This is a genomic window from Actinomadura verrucosospora (genome assembly GCF_039540335.1).
GTDB lineage: Bacteria > Actinomycetota > Actinomycetes > Streptosporangiales > Streptosporangiaceae > Spirillospora > Spirillospora verrucosospora.
In genome coordinates this window covers 1-16762 of sequence record NZ_BAABEV010000014.1, presented here as the reverse complement: position 1 = coordinate 16762, position 16762 = coordinate 1, and the positions used below count along the sequence as shown (strand labels likewise).

Sequence of the window (16762 nt, the reverse complement as noted above, 5' to 3'; positions counted from 1 at the left end):
ACCGTCCGGCCTGTGGCCGACGAACCCGTGAAGAAAACCGTCTACCTGGCCGGACTCGCCTGGCGGCAGCTCCGCGACGACCCCGGGAGGGCGTCGCGGCTCGCCGTGCGGCTGGCCGCCCGGACCCCGCTCGGCGCCCGGCTGCGGCGCTCCCGCCTCGTCGTGCCGAAGCCCCGGGACGTGGGACGCGAGACGCGGGACCTGCGGCTCCTGCTCGCCGAACCCGCGCCCACGCGTGCGCGACGGGCCGTCCAGGGCACGACCGTCCTGCAGTTCGTCACCAACGCCCTGCCGCGCACGAACGCGGGTTACACCGTCCGGACGCACCGGATCGCCCTCGCCCAGCGCGAGATGGGGCTCGATCCCCACATCGTGACCCGGCTCGGATACCCGCTCAGCCAGGGCATCGCCGACGGGCGGGCCCGCGTGGACGTGGACGGCGTCCCCTACCACCGGCTGCTGCCGTGGTTCCCGCGGACGGATCCGCGCGACACCGTGGTGAAGAGCGCCGACCTCGCCGGACGGCTGGTCGAGGAGCTGAGGCCGTCCGTCCTGCACGCGGTCAGCAACCACCTGAACGCGGCCGTCGCGCTGGAGCTCGGACGCCGCCACGGCGTCCCGGTCGTGTACGAGGTGCGCGGCTTCCTGGAGGACTCCTGGCTGTCCCGCGACCCCGCGCACAGCGAGGACGACGAGTTCTACCGGCTGACCCGCGAGCTGGAGACCCGCCGGATGGCCGAGGCGGACGCGGTCGTGACGCTCGGCGAGGCGATGCGCGCCGAGATCGCCTCCCGCGGCGTCCCCGCGGAGAAGATCTTCACGGTGCCGAACGGGGTGGACGAGGCGTTCCTCGCGCCGCTCCCGGACGGCTCCGGCCTGCGCGAGCGGCTCGGGATCGACCGCGGCGCCACCGTCGCCGGCCTGACGTCGTCGTTCTACGGCTACGAGGGCATCGACACGCTCATCGACGCCGCCGCCCTGCTGCGCGAGCGGGGCGCTCCGGTCACCCTCCTGCTGGTCGGGGACGGCCCCGAGCGCGGCGCGCTCGAACGGCGCGCGGCCGAACGCGGCGTCCACGCCGTGTTCACCGGCCGGGTGCCGATGGAGTCCGTTCGCCAGTACCACGCCGTCCTCGATGTCTTCGCGGTTCCGCGCCGGGCGGACCGGGTGTGCCAGTTGGTGACGCCTCTGAAACCGATCGAGGCCATGGCGGGGGGAATCCCCGTTATAGCCAGTGATGTCAAGGCTCTTCGCGAAATCGTGGAACCGGGCGTGACGGGGGCGTTAACAGTTCCGGAAGACCCGGAAGCCTGGGCGAATTGCCTGGAAGATCTGGCTTACAGTCCCGAAAGGAGACAGAAAATCGGGCGGTCGGCCCGTGAATGGGTCGCGGCGGAACGGACCTGGCGCGCCGTGACGGCCGGATACCGGGCCGCCTATCGCTTCCCGACACGCCAGAGCACATAGATCGAAGGGGGCTGCCGCGTGGATCTCGTGGTCATCGGACTCGGATACGTGGGGCTGCCGCTCGTGCGGGAGGCCTGCCGGGCCGGCCTGCGGGCCGGCGGGCTCGACCGGGACGCGCGCGTGGTCGCCGGCCTCAAGGCCGGGATGTCGCACGTCGACGACGTGTCGGCGGACGAGGTCGAGCACATGCTGCGGGCGGGGTTCGCCCCGAGCCTGCACGAGGACGTCCTGGACGGCGCCCGCACCGTGGTCATCTGCGTCCCGACGCCGCTCTCGCCGGAGGGCGGACCGGACCTGACCGCGGTGCGCGGCGCGGCCGAGACCGTCGCCCGCCACCTGGAGCCCGGGACGCTCGTGGTGCTGGAGTCCACCACCTACCCGGGCACGACCGAGGAGGTCGTGCGGCCGATCCTGGAGACGTCCGGCCTGGTCGCCGGGGAGGAGTTCCACCTGGCGTTCTCGCCGGAGCGGATCGACCCCGGCAACCCGGTCTACGGCGTCCGCAACACCCCGAAGATCGTCGGCGGGCTGACCCCGGCCTGCGCGTCGGCGGCCTCGGCGTTCTACGGCAAGTTCGTCGACCGGGTCGTAGAGGCCAAGGGGACGCGCGAGGCCGAGATGGCCAAGCTGCTGGAGAACACCTACCGGCACGTCAACATCGCGCTGGTCAACGAGATGGCGGTGTTCTGCAACGAGCTCGGCATCGACCTGTGGGACGCCATCGACTGCGCGGCCACCAAGCCCTTCGGGTTCCAGGCGTTCCGGCCGGGGCCGGGCGTCGGCGGGCACTGCATCCCGATCGACCCGAACTACCTGTCCTACAAGGTCCGCTCGCTGGGTTACCCGTTCCGGTTCGTGGAGCTGGCCCAGGAGATCAACGACCGGATGCCCCGGTACGTCGCGGAACGCGCCCAGCAGCTGCTCAACCGGGAGGGACGCGCGCTCAAGGGCGCCAGGGTCCTGCTGCTCGGCGTCACCTACAAGGCCGACATCGCCGACCAGCGCGAGTCGCCGGCCCGGCCGGTGGCGCGGCGGCTGGCCCGCCTCGGCGCCGACCTGTCGTTCCACGACCCGTTCGTCACCCTGTGGGAGGTGGACGGCGAGCCGGTGCCGTCCGCCGGGGACGACCTGGCCGCCGCCCTGGAGGCGTCGGACCTGGCGATCGTGCTGGCCGACCACGCCGCCTACGACGCGGCGACCCTGGCGCGGCACGCCCGTCTGCTGTTCGACACCCGCGGCCGGACGCGCAACGTCCAGCAGGACACCGTCGAGCTCCTGTGACGGGCGGGCGCATTTCGGTGGCGGGCTTCTTTGACAGGGCTTTTCCCATCGGCGGGTTTCGCGTGACCGGCGGCCTTCCCTTTCGTACGAGGAAGAGTAGCCCGGCAGCGTCCACGCCCCGGACAGCGGGAATTCATCGGCAATTTCCATCGGCACCCGAGACTCGCCGGTGATGGACGAATCGGACGTTGCGGAGTGAGTGTGATGCGGGTCTGCGTTTGCACGGTCGTGCACCACCCCGAAGACGCGCGCATTCTGCACCGGCAGATACGCGCCCTGCTCGACGCCGGCCACGAGGTCACCTACATCGCCCCTTTCCGGGCGTGCAACGCGACCCCGTGGCGCCAGATCAGCCCGGTGGACGTCCCGCGGGCCACCGGACGGCGCCGGGTCCGGGCCCTGCGCGCCGCCCACCGCGCGCTCGCCGAGCACGCCGCGTACGCCGACGTGGTCCTCCTGCACGACCCCGAGCTGCTGGTGTCGCTCCCGAGCGAACTCCAGGGCCGCACGGTCGTCTGGGACGTCCACGAGGACACCGCCGCGGCCCTGTCCGCCAAGGGCTGGGTGCCGGGGCCGGCCCGCCCCCTCCTGCGCCCGGTCGTGCGCCGCCTGGAGCGGCGCACCGAGCGGCGGCACCGGCTGCTGCTCGCCGAGGAGGGCTACCGGGACCGGTTCCGCGAGGACCACCCGGTCGTGCCCAACACCACCTACGTGTCCGACCTGCCGCCCGGACCGCCGGACGGCCGCCGCGCCGTCTACGTCGGGCAGCTCTCGCGGGCCCGCGGCGCCCTCGACATGATCGAGATGGCCCGGACGCTGGCCGCCGAGGGCGTGCTGGTGGAGCTGATCGGCGCGGCCGACGCCGACGTCCGGGACGCCCTGCGCGCGGCGCAGCGCGAGGGGATCGTGCGCTGGTACGGGTTCGTCCCGAACGACCGGGCGCTGCGCATCGCCGAGGGCGCGATGGCCGGGCTCGCGCTGCTGCACGACGAGCCGAACTACCGGCACTCCATGCCGACGAAGGTCGTCGAGTACATGGCCCGCGGCATCCCGGTGATCAGCACGCCGAACCCGCCGGCCGTGGGCATCGTGGAGCCCGCCGAGTGCGGGGTGATCGTCCCGTTCGGCGCCCCGGAGGCCGCCGCCAAGGCGGTCCTGCGGCTGCGGGACGACCCCGTCCTGCGCGCCGCGTTCGGCCGGCGCGGCTACGAGGCCGCCCGGGAGCGGTTCCACTGGCCCGTCCACGCCGAACGCTTCGTCGCCCAACTGGAGGCGTGGGCGGGCCGCTCCCCCACGGCCGTCGCGGAACCCGAGGCCGAGCCCGTCCCCGAGTTCTGAGCCGCCCGGCGGGGACGGGCGGCGGGCCCGGTCAGGACGGGGCCTCGGACAGGTGGCGCAGGCGGTAGGCGACGGACCGGGCCAGGCGGGCGGCGGCTCCCGGCGGGCGGTTCGCCTCGACCATCACCACGCACCGGCCGACCCGCAGCGCGATCATCCCGGCGGTCGGGCCGATCTCGTAGGCCTCGTCGCCCCCGATGTCGCGCCGCCGCCGGGCCTGCGCCTGCGCGGCCTGCAGCGACTCCAGCATCCGCGACGCCGCCGCGTCGGTGTCGGCCACCCAGCGGACGCTCACCGTGAGGCCGGTGACGGCGGCCTCCGGGCCGTCGTCGCGCTCCGGGCCGCCCTCCCGCGGCCCGGCGGAGGGATCGGGCGTGGCCGAGCCCGTCGCGCTCGGCTTGGGCGACGGCGACACACGCGCGCCGGACCCGGCCGGGTCGCGCCTGCCGCCGCGCGGCGTGTACGTGCAGGACACCGGGTGCGGAAGGCGCACCGACCCGGCCGACGCGCGGCGCGGCCCGGTGACGTAGCCGGTCAGGCGCGCCGCGGCCAGATCGGGCTTCCTGAGCAGGGAGCACGCGTCCGGCCAGTCCTTCGCCGGCACGCCGCCGAGTTCCGGCGGCCCGGTGCCGGCGAGCCCGCCGCGCAGGGCGACCAGCCGCGCCGCGCCGTCCGGGCGCGGCGCCGCCTGGGGGAGGGCCGTGTACAGCAGCCCGCCGGCGGCCGCCAGCCAGGGCCGGACGCCCGGTAGGTCTGGGTCCATCGAGAACGGCGCGGGCGCGGTCGTGGTGCTCCCGTCGCCGGGCTCGACGATGTCGACGCCCGCGGGCAGCAGCCGCTCCGACAGCCGCGGGCGCAGCGCGAACACCTGCCCGCCGGCCTGCGCGAGGGCGGTGTACGCGGGCACGTCCCGGCTCCACCCGACCCGCCCGGACCGCACGTCCACCGCCTCCATGCGGGCTTCCTCCGCCGCCACGCCGCCGGCGCCCGCGCCGCCGGTCCCCGTCCCGGCGCCGGCCCCCTCGGTGCCCGTCCCGTCCGGGTGGTAGACGACCACGAGCCGCCCCGGCGCGAGCACGCCCGGGCACATCAGGTCGCCGCAGACCCCGTCGCCCTCCCAGACCGCGAACTGGCGGCCGCCGTCGTCGAACGCGCGCAGGGCCGTCCCGTCCGAGACGAGCGTCACGCCGTCCAGCATCGACACCTCGGGAGACTCCCGGGAGTCGAGCCCCCGTTCCCAGCGCACGAGGCCCTTCGTCGGGTCGAGCGCGAGCAGCCGGCTCCGGCGCCCCTTGCCGCCGCCGGGGCCCGCGCAGCGCAGGCCCACCGCGGCGAGCCCCTCCCGGCCGTCGGACGGGTGCGCCCCGCCCTCGAACAACCGGCAGCCGCGCGGCAGGGCCAGCCGCCACACCCGGTTCCCCGTCACGGCCGACACCCCGAACAGCGTCCGGCGCCCCTCGTCGGCGGTGAGCAGCACGTCGGACCCGGCGGGCCAGCGCAGCGTCGTCCGGGACACCGCGGCGGGACGCTCGTCCGCGCGCCGCCACAGCTGCCCGCCCGACAGCGCGTCGAACGCGACGAGCGTCCGCTCGCCGCGGTCGCCGTCCCGCTCGAAGTAGGCGACGACCCGCGACCCCGTGGACGTCCAGCCGAGCAGGGACCACCCGGCGCGCCGGTAGCTCCAGCGGGCCCCGCCGGTGCGCGCGTCGCGCGCCTCGATGCCGTGCCCGGACGCCGTCACGACCTGCCCCTGCGCGACCTGGTAGGCGACGCCGTCGTAGCCCGCGACCGAGCCGCGGTGCGTCCGCGTCGAATGCTCCCAGCTCACCGCCAGCGGGCCCGGCGGCGGACCCACGCCGCTCTGCGGCGCCACGGGCTCCCCGGTCACGGTGTGGCGGACCTGCCACCACTCGGCGCGCAGCACGTAGGTGTCGACGAGGACGACGCAGAGCGCGACGGCGACCGCCCCGGACAGGAGGCCGAGCGTGACGCGGACCCTGCCCACGGACTCCGGTCGGCCGTCAGGCCGCTGCCGGCTCCCGACCACGACCGCGCCGCCTCCCTCCACGTACGGTTATCACCGAGGACTGCTCATAAGGACGACACCCACCATGCCCTGTACGGGGCTCCCGCGCGACACGGCCGGGAAGAACGGAGCGAACCCGTGGAGGTCTTCACCCGCTGGCACGCCTGGGAGACGGCCCGCGCGGACATCGCCGCGTCCGGCGCGCCCGTCGACGTGGACGGCCTGGAACGGGCCGTCGCCGCCGCCCTGCGCTGGCACGGCGACCAGCGGCGGCCGACCGGCGACCCCTACGTCGAGCACCTGCTGGAAGCCCTCGAAGTGCTGGTGCGCGGGGCGGGGGTGACGACGCCCGCCGTCCTGTCCGCCGCGGTCCTGCACGACGTCGTCGAGGACACGCCCGCCTCCCTCGCCGACGTCGAGGCCGAGTTCGGCCCCGAGGTGACCGAACTGGTCGACTGGGTCACCAAGCCGCCCGCCGCGGGCGCCGGGCGCCAGGCCAAACGCGCCGCCAAGGCCGCCTACCTGCGGCGCCTGGGCGAGGCCCCGCGCGAGGCGGTCCTGGTCAAGCTCGCCGACCGCGCCAGCAACGTGCAGACCCTCGACCGGATGGCGCCGGACTTCCAGCGCCGCTACTACGCCGAGACGCTCACCTACGTCGTCCCGCTGGCCGAGCCCGAGCCGTGGTTCAGAGCCTGGTACGCCGACTGGCGGCGCCGTTTCGCCCACCTCCTGTGACCCACCGGTCATCGAGTGGGAGGATGCGGTCCCATGGAGCGCGAGTGGGTCGTCGAGGAGAGCGTGGTCGTCGCCGCGCCGGCGCGGGACGTGTACGCGGCCGTCGCGGATCTGCGGCGGATGGGCGAGTGGAGCCCGGAGGTGTTCGCGACGTGGGTGCGCGGGCGCGCCGTCAGGCCGGGGACGAGGTTCGTCGGCTTCAACCGCCTCGGCTGGCGCGTGTGGTTCACCACCTGCCAGGTGAGCGCGGCGGTGCCCGGTGAGGTGTTCGCCTTCCGGGTGTCGAGCTTCGGGGTGCCGGTGGCGCTGTGGGGGTACCGGTTCGAGAACGTCTCCGAGGACCCGTCCGCGCCCCGCACCCGCCTCACCGAGTACTGGGAGGACCAGCGCCGCGACCACCGGGGCGCCGGGTTCGTGTCGCTGCTCGGCAAGGTCTTCACCGGCGTCCCCGCCGGGGAGCGCGCCGAGGTGAACCGCGAGGGGATGCGCGCCACGCTCGACCGGATCCGGACGGCCGTCGGGAAGGGCTGACCCCCTTGCCGGGCTCCGGTGCTTGGCAGCAAAACGAGAACCTGTTCTACTTAGCGGTGTGACCACGACCGCACACGCGCACATGATCCAGGGCGAGCGGGTCGCGCTCCCGGTACGGATCCGTGACGCCGCCGTCGGCTCGGCGATGTTCGTCGTGCCCGCCCGCGCCGCCCAGGACGTCATCGCCTACTCCGGGCTCGCCGTCGCGGAGCCGCTGCCCGGCAGGGCCGTCTGCTCGCTGGCCTTCGTCCGGTACGCCGAGGGCGACCTCGGCCCCTACCACGAGTTCGCCGTCGCGTTCCTGGTGCGCCCGCCCGGCGCGGGGCCGTCGCCGGGCGTGCTCGGGCGGATGCGCGGGATCGGCGCGTTCATCCACTGGCTGCCGGTCAACCAGGAGTTCACCCTGGAGGCCGGACGGACGATCTGGGGCTTCCCCAAGGAGATCGCCGACATCCCCATGGACCTCTCCGGGCGCGTGAAGCGCTGCGCGGTGCGGTTCGGCGGGCGGACGGCGATCGAGGTGGCGATCCGGCCGGGCGTGCCGACGCCGGCCGGCTCGGCGGCCCCGAGCGTCGACGCCTACTCCTGCCTGGACGGCGTGACCCGCCGGACGCCGTGGACGCTCACGCCGTCCGGCGTCCGGACCCGTCCGGGCGGCGCGAAGGTCGTCCTCGGCGACCATCCGGTGGCCGACGAGCTGCGCGGCCTCGGGCTCGACCGGGCGCGGGCGCTCACCACGAGCACGGTCGGGCATCTGCGGATGGTCTTCCAGGGCGCCGAGGAGGTGCGCACGTGAAGCGGACGGCCCTGGTGACCGGCGCCGCGCACGGGCTCGGCGCCATGGCGGCGCGACGGCTCGCCGCGGCGGCGTGGGACGTCGTCGCGGTGGACGTGGACGAGCTCGGCCTCGCCAAGACGGCGCAGCGCTCCCCCAACACCCACGCGCGGGTGTGCGACGTCACCGACCCGGACGCCGTGGCGGGGGTGCTGGCGATGGCCGGCCCGGTGCACCGCGTCGTCCACGCCGCGTCGGCCGCGCCGTCCGGGCCGGTCCTGGCGCGGCCGCTCGGCGAGGTGGAGGACGACCTGCGGACGAACGTCCTCGGCGCCGCCGTCGTCGTCCAGGCCACTCTGCCGGGGATGCTGGAACGGCGGGCCGGAGAGCTGTTCCTCTGCCCGGACGCCTCGGGCCCGCCCGCGAGCCCGTCCGCCGCGGCCGTGGCCGCCTACGCCGACGCGCTCTGGGCCGAGCACGGCGGGCAGGGCGTGATGCTGCGCTGCGTCCACGCGGCCGCCGGGACGCCGCACGGCCTCGCCCTCGACGCGATGGACCGCTCGCTCGCGCGCCCCGCCCCGGACGTCCACGTACGGGTCCGGCCGGCGCGCCGACCGCTCCTGGCGGCACTCGCCCGACGCTGAACGTCACCCTGACCGCATAAGCTGTCTCTTTCGCCTTCGGGGTGCCGGGGATGTCCCCGGCATGACACACGCGCGAGGAGCAGCCTGCATGTCGTCCCAGGTCAACGGGCGCCCGACCGATCCGCGCGGCACGGTCAAGGACCGGGAGATCGCCGCCGAACAGCGCTACGTCGACACCGCCTACACCCGGCTGGAGGAGATGCGCGCGGACGCCCAGGCCATGATCCGCGAGGGCTACCGCCAGTCGCTCGCCGGCACCAAGGGCTCGCTCGTCGACCGGGACGCGATGGTCCACCAGGCGGCCCTGCGCGTCCAGGCCCTCGACGTGGCCGACGACGGCCTGGTGTTCGGCCGGCTCGACCTGGCCTCCCGCGAGGTCCGCTACATCGGCCGCGTCGGCGTCCGCACCAGCGAGCACGACTCGCTCGTCATCGACTGGCGGGCGCCCGCCGCCGAGGACTTCTACCGCGCCACCCCCGAAGACCCGCGCGGCGTCGTGCGCCGCCGCGTGCTGCACTCGCGCGGCCACACCGTCGTCGACCTGGAGGACGACCTCCTCGACCCCGAGGCGTCCGACGGGATGACCGTCATCGGCGACGGCGCGTTCCTCGCCTCCCTCGCCCGCACGCGCGAGGGCGCGATGCGCGACATCGTCGCGACGATCCAGCGCGAGCAGGACGAGGTGATCCGGGCCCCCGCCGACGGGACGGTCCTGGTGCGCGGCGCCCCCGGCACCGGCAAGACGGCCGTGGCGCTGCACCGCGTCGCCTACCTGCTGTTCCGGCACCGCCGCCGGTTCGGGTCCCGCGGCGTCCTCGTCGTCGGCCCGAACCGCAGGTTCACCGCCTACATCGAGCGCGTGCTGCCGTCGCTCGGCGAAGGGTCGGCGACGCTCCGCTCGCTCGGCGACCTCGTCGACGGCGCCACCGCCACCGTCCACGACACGCCGCGGCTCGCCCGCGTCAAGGGCGCGGAGGCGATGGTGACGGTGCTGCGGCGCGCCGTCGCCGACCACGCCCCCGGCGCCCCGGACGAGCTGCGCGTGGTGTTCAAGGGCGTCGTCGTCGCCCTCGACCGCGCCCGCCTCGACCGCATCCGGAACGAGGTCCACCGGCGCAGCCGCGGCAGCGTGAACGCGGCCCGCGGCCGGGCCGCGGAGATGCTCCTGGACGCCCTCTGGCACCGCTTCGGCGAGGTCGGGGGCCCCGAGGCGGCCGAGGCCGAGGAGGGCGCCGAGGCGGGCCTGTGGAACGCGATCCTCGCCGCCGACGGGCTGGCCTCCCTCGACGAGGAGCCCGCGCGCGGCAACGGGGCCGCGGGCGGCGACCCGAAGCGCGCCCAGTTCGACGCGCGGGTCCGCGAGCAGCGCGCGTTCACCGACTTCCTCGTCGCCTGGTGGCCGATCCGCCGCCCGCTGGACGTGCTGCGCTCGCTCGGCGACCCGTCCCGCCTGCGCCGCGCCGCCGGGCGCGACGTCGACCGCGCCGACGTCGAGCCGCTCGCCGCCTCCTGGGCCGGCGACGGCGCGCCGCTCAGCTACCAGGACGTCGCGCTGCTCGACGAGATCGACGCGCTGCTCGGCTCCCCGCCCCGGCCGTCCCGCCGCCGCGGCGCGCCGTCCGAGGACGACCCGTTCGTCGTGGACGGCGTCAACATCCTCACCGGCGAGGAGGTCGTCGACGAGACGTGGGAGCCGGAGATGCGGGAGCTCACCACGTCCATCGAGCGGCTGGAGCGCTCCCGCCGCGTCGACGACGGCGTGGTCGAGGAGCGCCCCGAGTACGCGCACCTCGTGGTGGACGAGGCGCAGGACCTGTCCCCCATGCAGTGGCGGATGCTCGGCCGCCGCGGCCGCCAGGCGAGCTGGACGGTCGTCGAGGACCCGGCCCAGAGCGCCTGGGAGGACCTGCCCGCCGCCCGGCGGGCGATGGAGGCCGCGCTCGGCGGCGAGCGCCCCGCGTCCCGGAACCGCCGCCGGGGCCGCAAGGCGCCCCCGCCCCGCGCCCGGCACGAGTACGAGCTGACCACGAACTACCGCAACTCCACCGAGATCGCCGCCGTCTCCGCGCGGGTGCTCGCCCGCGCGCTGCCGGACGCGAAGCCGGCCCGCGCCGTCCGCACGTCCGGGATCGAGCCGGTCGTCCGGGTCGTCCCCGAACCCGGGCTCGGCTCCGCCGCCCGCGCCGCCGTCGAGGAGCTGCTCGGCCAGGTCGACGGCACCATCGGCCTGATCGTCCCGCTCTCCCTGGAGGAGTCCGGCGGCCAGGCCTCGCTGTTCGAGGGGTCCGCCGCCGCCTGGGACGCCGCCGAACGCGACCGGCTCGGCGCGGGACTGCCCGAGCGCGTCCAGGTGCTCGACGTCCTGGAGGCCAAGGGCCTGGAGTTCGACGCCGCCGTGATCGTGGCGCCGGAGACCGTCGCCGCCCAGTCCCCGCGCGGGCTGCGCGTGCTGTACGTGGCGGTGTCGCGGGCCACGCAGCGGCTGACCGTCCTCACCGCCGACCCCGGGTGGAGGGACGCGCTGGTCACCGGCTGACGGGGCCCTGCGCCGCTCCGCCCGGCGTTAGGCTGACGCTGCCCCATCCGCACGGGTGAACGGAGACCGATGAGCGGCCGCAATCCCGCACCCAGGCGCAGCTACGCAGGCCGGTCGGCCGAGGAGCGCCGTGCGGAGCGGCGCGACCGCCTGCTGGCCGCCGGGCTCGAACTGTTCGGGACGCGCGGGTACGCGGCGACGTCCATCGAGCGGCTGTGCGCGACCGCGAGCGTGTCGACCCGCAACTTCTACGAGGAGTTCTCCGGGCGCGAGGAGCTGCTCACCACGCTGCACCGCGGGATCAACGAGCGCGCCGCCGAGGCCGTCTCCGCCGCGTACGGGAGGGAGGCGGGCGCCGCCTTCCCGGCCCGCGTCGAGAGCGCCGTCCGCGCGTTCGTCACCGTCACCGCGAGCGACCCGCGCTGGGCCCGCATCGCGTTCGTCGAGGTGATCGGCGTCAGCGCCGGCCTGGAGCGGCACCGCTTCCGCTGGCGCGGCCAGTGGGAGGACGCGATGCTCGCGATGGTCCGCGAGGCCGCCGGGCGCGGCGAGGCCGCCGACCGCGACCACCGGCTCACGATGATCGCCGTCATCGGCGCCGTGAACAACCTCGTCCACCACTGGTCGGCCCGCGACCAGCACGTCCCCCTGGACGACATCACCACCGAACTGACCCGCCTCATCGTCGCGGCCGTGACGACCCCCTGACCCGTGGCGTGAGGATCGTCCGGCGCGTGGCGGGAGTCCCAGGGGGCCGCCCCCCTGGGAAGGCGCGAACCCCTAGATGATCGGGGGGCGGCCCGTGCGGGTCATGCGCCAGGCGGTGCGGTAGGAGATGGGGCGGCGGGGCCCGGCGGACTTGCGCCAGCCCTCCACGAAGCCCTTGAACCACGGCTTGAGGGCGCTCGGCTTGCGCTCGCGCAGGAGGGTCATGCCGACCCACACGGCGAGGTAGGTGAGCGCCAGCGGCCACGGCAGGTTGCGGCGCGCCAGCCACACGCGGTTGCGGGCGTTGTAGCGGTAGAACATGGCGTGCCGCGTCGGCAGGACGGCGGGGTGGAACATCACCGCCGAGGCGTCGTAGACGATGCGGTAGCCGGCGTTGAGGATCTGCCAGGCGAGGTCGGTCTCCTCGTGGGCGTAGAAGAAGTCCTCGGGGAGGCCGCCGCCGGCGTCGAACGCGGCGCGGCGGATCGCGCAGGCGCCGCCGAGGAACGTGGTGACGGGGGACGAGCGCTCCGGGTCGCCCGCGCGCAGGCGCGGGACGTGGCGGCGCTCGCCGCGCCCGCCCTCGGGGTCGCGGACGCGGAACGAGACGACGCCGAGGTCGGGCTCGGCGGAGAACCGGTCGCGCAGGTGGGCGCCGAGGCGGGGCGAGCGGTACCAGCCGTCGTCGTCCAGGAACAGGATGACGTCGCCGCAGGACGCCTCCACGCCGCGGTTGCGGCCGCCCGGGATGCCGAGGTTCTTCGGGAGGCTGAGGGTCTTGACGCGCTCGTCGTCGAACGGCGGCGCGCCCGCCGCCTCGCCGACGGGGTCGGCGCCGTTCCCGACGAGGACGACCTCGACGTCCACGTGCTCCTGCTCCAGGGCGCTGCGGACGGCGCGGGCGAGCTCCTCCGGCCGGTTGCCCATGGTGAGGACGACGACGGACAGTTTCACTTCAGCCTCCGGGAGGCCAGGATGCTGACGAGGTGCAGCAGGGTCTGCAGGACGGCGACGGCGGCGACGGCGACCGTCAGGACGCGGACCGCGACGGGGTCGTCCGCGCCGGTGAGGGTGTCGATCACGGCGGCGGCGAGGATCAGCAGCGACAGCTCGACCGCGCCGATGATGCGGTGGAAGCGCAGCATGGACGCCGCCTGCCGGGCCAGCGCGATGCCGGTGGAGCGGGGCCGCAGCGCGCGGTCGCCGCCGGTCGGGTCGGCGGTCAGCCCGGACTTGGCGCGGGCGACGACGACGTTGTCGGTCTCCGCCTTGATCAGCGCGGCGCCGAGGGCGGCGAGCAGGCCGAGCTCGACCCAGCCGCCGTTCTCCCAGCCGCCCTGCGCCATGAAGCCGAGCCCGGCGAGCAGCGACACCTCCGACAGGTAGTGGCCGATCCGGTCGAGGAACACCCCGGCGACCGACGTCTGCCGCAGGTAGCGGGCGACCTCGCCGTCGACGCAGTCGAGCAGCAGGTAGACCTGGATGAGGAACGCGCCGGCGAGGGCCGTCCACAGCGGGTCGACGGGCAGCGACACCGCGACGCCGGCGAGGACGCCGCTGAGCATCATCAGGTAGGTCAGCTGGTTGGGGCTGAACCCGAGGCGCAGCGAGATCCACGCGAAGTACGGGGACAGGTCGCGCATGTAGAGGCGGCCGGCCCAGTGCTCCTCGTTGCGCCGGTCCTTCAGACCGGGCGGCTGGCCGTACCGGCGGATGTCGGCGACCTTCGCGCCCTTGCGGTGCGGCCGGTGGTCGTCGCCGGACGGCTCCGCGGGGCCGGGTGGTTCGGGGGAGCCGGGGGGCTGCGGGGAAGGGTTCTGCCCGGACAGCTCAGCCTCCATGGGCCTGGACATACTCGTGCACCGCCTTGCGGGTCTCGCCCTCGTCGAGGCTGAGGTGTTCCAAGATCGTATAGCGGCCGGGGCGGGTCTGCGGGGCGTACAGCACCGCCTCCGCGAACTGCTCGGCGGACAGCCCGATGTCGGCCGGGAACCGGGGCAGTCCGTGGCGTCCGAGGCAGGCGAGGATCTCTTCGAGCCGCTCCTCGCCCGCACCGAGCCGGGTGGCGCGCAGGTGGTAGCAGAACGCGGCGCCGATCCCGGCCAGCTCGCCGTGGTTGGCGGTGTCCGGGAAGAGGTGGTCGATGGCGTGCAGGATCTCGTGGTCGCCGCCGGACGCCGGGCGGGAGTCGCCGGCGAACGCCATCGCCATGCCCGAGAGGACGAGCCCCTCGGCGAGGACCGTCAGGAACCGGTCCGAGTCGATCGAGCCGGGCTGGTGCAGCAGGGCCTCGGCGGCGGTGCGCGCCACGGTGAGCGCCATCCGGTCGATCCGCTCGCCGCACTCGTCGGCCGCGAGGAGCCAGTCGTCCACGGCGGAGAAGTTGCTCACCACGTCGCCGATCCCGGCGCGGACGAGCCGGTCGGGCGCGGCGCGCACGTAGTCGAGGTCGACGATCATCGCCAGCGGCATCACGACGCCGAACGAGCCCTTGCCCTTGTCGTGGACGAGGGAGGCGACCGGCGAGCAGATCCCGTCGTGCGACAGGTTCGTGGCGACCGACACCATCGGGATGCCCGACAGCGTCGCCGCGTACTTGGTGGCGTCGATCGTGCGGCCGCCGCCGATGCCGACGACCGCCTCGTAGGACCCGGCGCGCAGCCGGGAGCCCAGGTTGACCGCCGCCTCGACGGTGCCGCCCTCGACGTGGAACACCTCGCAGGCGGCCAGGGACGGCCGGACGTGCTCGGCGATCTGGTCGCCCTGGCCGGGACCGACCGCGATCGCGACGCGCCCCTCGGTGGCGATCCGCCTGTCGGCGAGCAGCTCGCCGAGGGTCGCCACGGCTCCCCGCCGCACGTCGATGGAGAGCGGCGCGTTCAGCATCCGCGTCAGCAGGGGCATGGGCCTCCTCGTGCCGTCGTGCGGTCGGTTCGTGCCGTGCGTGCGGTCAGTAGCCCTTGGCGATCCGGCGGGCCTTCTCCAGGTCGTCGTGGTTGTCGACCTCGACCCAGTCGACCTGGCCGATCGGCGCGACGCCGATGCGTCCGCCGCGGTTCACGAGCTCCTGGTAGCCGTCCTCGTAGTAGAGGTCGGGGTCGCCCTCCCAGGTGGCCTTGAGCGCGTCGGCCAGCGGCCCGGCGGCGGCGGGCTCGATCAGGGTGGCGCCGATGTACTCGCCGTTCGCGGTGGCGGGGTCCATGAGCTTGGTGATGGTCTTCAGGCGGCCCTCACCGTCGAGGATCACCTTCATCTCCTCGTCGGCGAGAGTTTTCACGTCGTCCACCGCCAGGAGGATGTCCGGTCCGCGGTTCGCCAATAGTGTCTTCTCGACGCTCACCGGATGGACCGTGTCGCCGTTGACCATCAGGACGCCCTTGGAGAAGTGCTCCCGAGCGAGCCACATGGAGTAGGCGTTGTTCCACTCCTCGGCCTTGTCGTTGTGGACGAGCGTCAGCGACACGCCGTACCGCTCCTCGAGGGCGGCCTTGCGGTCGCGCACGGCGTCCGCGCAGTAGCCGACCACGATGACGACGTCGGTCAGCCCGACCTCGGCGAGGTTGCCGAGGGCGATGTCGAGGATGGTGGTCTCGCCGTTCACGGGGACCAGGGCCTTGGGGAGGGTGTCGGTGTACGGCCGCAGCCTCCGGCCCGCGCCCGCCGCCAGCACCATGCCGATCATGCTTTCTTCTCCCTCTCGCAGTGGGGCCCGTCCCCCACACCCTCGGACAACTTCTTCGTCAGGTCGATCGTCACTGCGCCGGCGCGGCCGTGCCGCGCCCACGTGGCGGCGCTCTCTCCGCCGGACAACACGCCAAGGTAGGCGGCCAGCGCCGCGTACGCGAACGGAAGCGGCGCGAACGCCCCCGCGAAGGCCGTGAACAGCATCCGGCCCTCCCAGCCGAGTCCGGCGAGGCGGACCCACCGCGGCGGCCGGCGCCCCTGGCGGGTGCGGTAGGCGGCGTCGTAGTGGTGGAGCGCGAGAACCGTGAGCAGCACGTAGACGAGCGGCGCCGGGACTGCCCGCGCGTCCCCCAACACGGCGAGGTAACCATACTCGATCCCGCGCAGAATAGGCGGAACCAGCCAGTCCAGCCGCCCGGCGTGGGGGTTCTCGGACGCGGGCCCGGCCAGCAGCAGCACGACGAGCGGCGCGAACACCGCCGGCTCGGGCCCGAGCCGCGTTCCGGGCAGCGGGCCCGCCGCGAGCAGGACGGCCGCGGCGTCCTCGGCGAGGTCGGCGACCGGCAGCGGCGGGAGCCGCCCGCCCGACGCCCGGCCGAGGGCGCGCGAGAGCGGGCCGTCGTCGCGGTACGTCCGCACGCCCGTCATGGCGCCAGCGACCTCGCCGCCCGTCCGCCCAGGGACAGCGCGGCGGCGGCGGAGCCCCACGCGAGCAGGGCCGCGAACGTCAGCCGCGCGTCGGCGAGGGCGGCGGTGACCGCGATCAGCGCGAACCGCTCGCCGAACGGCAGCCGCAGGCTCTCGGTGGCCCGCCCCGCGACCCCCCCCCGGCGGGACGGGCGCGGCCGGCGGCGGCGCCGGCCCGCCGCGTACGAGGCCGAGACCGTGTGGCGGACGGACAGCAGCGCCGCCGCGCCCACCGCGAGCCACCACGCGCTCCGCCCGGCGGCCGTGGCGCCGGCCGCCAGGGCCGCGTAGACGGCGCGTCCCCGGACGCACGGCACGATCAGCACGGGGACCCGCGCCATGACCGTGGC

General features: G+C 75.1%; 15 protein-coding genes and 1 pseudogene. 9 read left to right on the top strand and 7 right to left on the bottom strand.

Annotated features, from left to right (window positions below; translation table 11 throughout):
- Positions 1 to 12: 12 nt before the first annotated feature.
- The 3 genes from ABD944_RS17380 (at position 13) to ABD944_RS17370 (ending at position 4086) form a co-directional block, all read left to right on the top strand.
- Positions 13 to 1467 (top strand): glycosyltransferase family 4 protein, encoded by a 1455-nt coding sequence (locus ABD944_RS17380; RefSeq protein ID WP_345177665.1) that lies wholly within the window; start codon positions 13 to 15, stop codon positions 1465 to 1467.
- Between the two features lie 18 nt (positions 1468 to 1485).
- A complete protein-coding gene (locus tag ABD944_RS17375; protein WP_345177663.1) occupies positions 1486 to 2748 on the top strand; it encodes a nucleotide sugar dehydrogenase in 1263 nt (420 codons plus the stop codon).
- A 204-nt stretch (positions 2749 to 2952) separates the two neighbouring features.
- Positions 2953 to 4086: a glycosyltransferase family 4 protein gene (locus ABD944_RS17370; protein ID WP_345177659.1), complete on the top strand. Its 1134-nt coding sequence runs from the start codon at positions 2953 to 2955 to the stop codon at positions 4084 to 4086.
- Positions 4087 to 4117: 31 nt separating this feature from the next.
- Here the strand turns inward: ABD944_RS17370 and ABD944_RS17365 are convergent, their stop codons facing one another.
- Positions 4118 to 6091, bottom strand: a complete 1974-nt coding sequence (locus tag ABD944_RS17365; protein ID WP_345177657.1) for an outer membrane protein assembly factor BamB family protein — start codon at positions 6089 to 6091, stop codon at positions 4118 to 4120.
- 159 nt (positions 6092 to 6250) lie between these two features.
- Here ABD944_RS17365 and ABD944_RS17360 point away from each other — a divergent pair, with 159 nt between their 5' ends.
- From ABD944_RS17360 to ABD944_RS17335, 6 genes are all read left to right on the top strand, one after another.
- Positions 6251 to 6847: an HD domain-containing protein gene (locus ABD944_RS17360; RefSeq protein ID WP_345177656.1), complete on the top strand. Its 597-nt coding sequence runs from the start codon at positions 6251 to 6253 to the stop codon at positions 6845 to 6847.
- A 33-nt stretch (positions 6848 to 6880) separates the two neighbouring features.
- The gene (locus ABD944_RS17355) at positions 6881 to 7378 is read left to right on the top strand and encodes an SRPBCC family protein (protein WP_345177653.1); all 498 of its coding nucleotides are present in this window, start codon (positions 6881 to 6883) and stop codon (positions 7376 to 7378) included.
- Between the two features lie 58 nt (positions 7379 to 7436).
- Positions 7437 to 8174, top strand: coding sequence for an acetoacetate decarboxylase family protein (locus ABD944_RS17350; protein WP_345177651.1), 738 nt, complete (start codon positions 7437 to 7439; stop codon positions 8172 to 8174).
- Positions 8171 to 8797, top strand: a complete 627-nt coding sequence (locus tag ABD944_RS17345) for an SDR family NAD(P)-dependent oxidoreductase (RefSeq protein WP_345177648.1) — start codon at positions 8171 to 8173, stop codon at positions 8795 to 8797. The genes ABD944_RS17350 and ABD944_RS17345 overlap by 4 nt, the downstream gene beginning before the upstream one ends.
- 88 nt (positions 8798 to 8885) lie before the next feature.
- The gene (locus ABD944_RS17340) at positions 8886 to 11333 is read left to right on the top strand and encodes a HelD family protein (protein ID WP_345177646.1); all 2448 of its coding nucleotides are present in this window, start codon (positions 8886 to 8888) and stop codon (positions 11331 to 11333) included.
- Between the two features lie 69 nt (positions 11334 to 11402).
- Positions 11403 to 12041 carry a TetR/AcrR family transcriptional regulator gene (locus ABD944_RS17335; protein WP_345177645.1) on the top strand — a complete coding sequence of 213 codons (639 nt, stop codon included), beginning with the start codon at positions 11403 to 11405 and terminating at the stop codon, positions 12039 to 12041.
- A 72-nt stretch (positions 12042 to 12113) separates the two neighbouring features.
- Here ABD944_RS17335 and ABD944_RS17330 read toward each other — a convergent pair whose 3' ends face one another.
- The 6 genes and pseudogenes from ABD944_RS17330 to ABD944_RS17305 all read right to left on the bottom strand — a co-directional run.
- Positions 12114 to 12995: a glycosyltransferase family 2 protein gene (locus ABD944_RS17330; protein ID WP_345177642.1), complete on the bottom strand. Its 882-nt coding sequence runs from the start codon at positions 12993 to 12995 to the stop codon at positions 12114 to 12116.
- Positions 12992 to 13882 carry a CDP-alcohol phosphatidyltransferase family protein gene (locus tag ABD944_RS17325; RefSeq protein ID WP_345177639.1) on the bottom strand — a complete coding sequence of 297 codons (891 nt, stop codon included), beginning with the start codon at positions 13880 to 13882 and terminating at the stop codon, positions 12992 to 12994. The genes ABD944_RS17330 and ABD944_RS17325 overlap by 4 nt, the downstream gene beginning before the upstream one ends.
- The gene (locus ABD944_RS17320) at positions 13872 to 14945 is read right to left on the bottom strand and encodes an iron-containing alcohol dehydrogenase family protein (protein ID WP_345177635.1); all 1074 of its coding nucleotides are present in this window, start codon (positions 14943 to 14945) and stop codon (positions 13872 to 13874) included. The genes ABD944_RS17325 and ABD944_RS17320 overlap by 11 nt, the downstream gene beginning before the upstream one ends.
- A gap of 46 nt (positions 14946 to 14991) precedes the next feature.
- A complete protein-coding gene (locus ABD944_RS17315; RefSeq protein WP_345177633.1) occupies positions 14992 to 15723 on the bottom strand; it encodes a phosphocholine cytidylyltransferase family protein in 732 nt (243 codons plus the stop codon).
- Complete coding sequence (locus ABD944_RS17310; RefSeq protein WP_345177630.1) at positions 15720 to 16373, bottom strand: DUF5941 domain-containing protein; 654 nt, start codon at positions 16371 to 16373, stop codon at positions 15720 to 15722. The genes ABD944_RS17315 and ABD944_RS17310 overlap by 4 nt, the downstream gene beginning before the upstream one ends.
- Positions 16370 to 16762 (bottom strand): annotated as a pseudogene (locus tag ABD944_RS17305) (hypothetical protein); the annotation flags it as partial. The pseudogene ABD944_RS17305 and the gene ABD944_RS17310, both read right to left, overlap by 4 nt.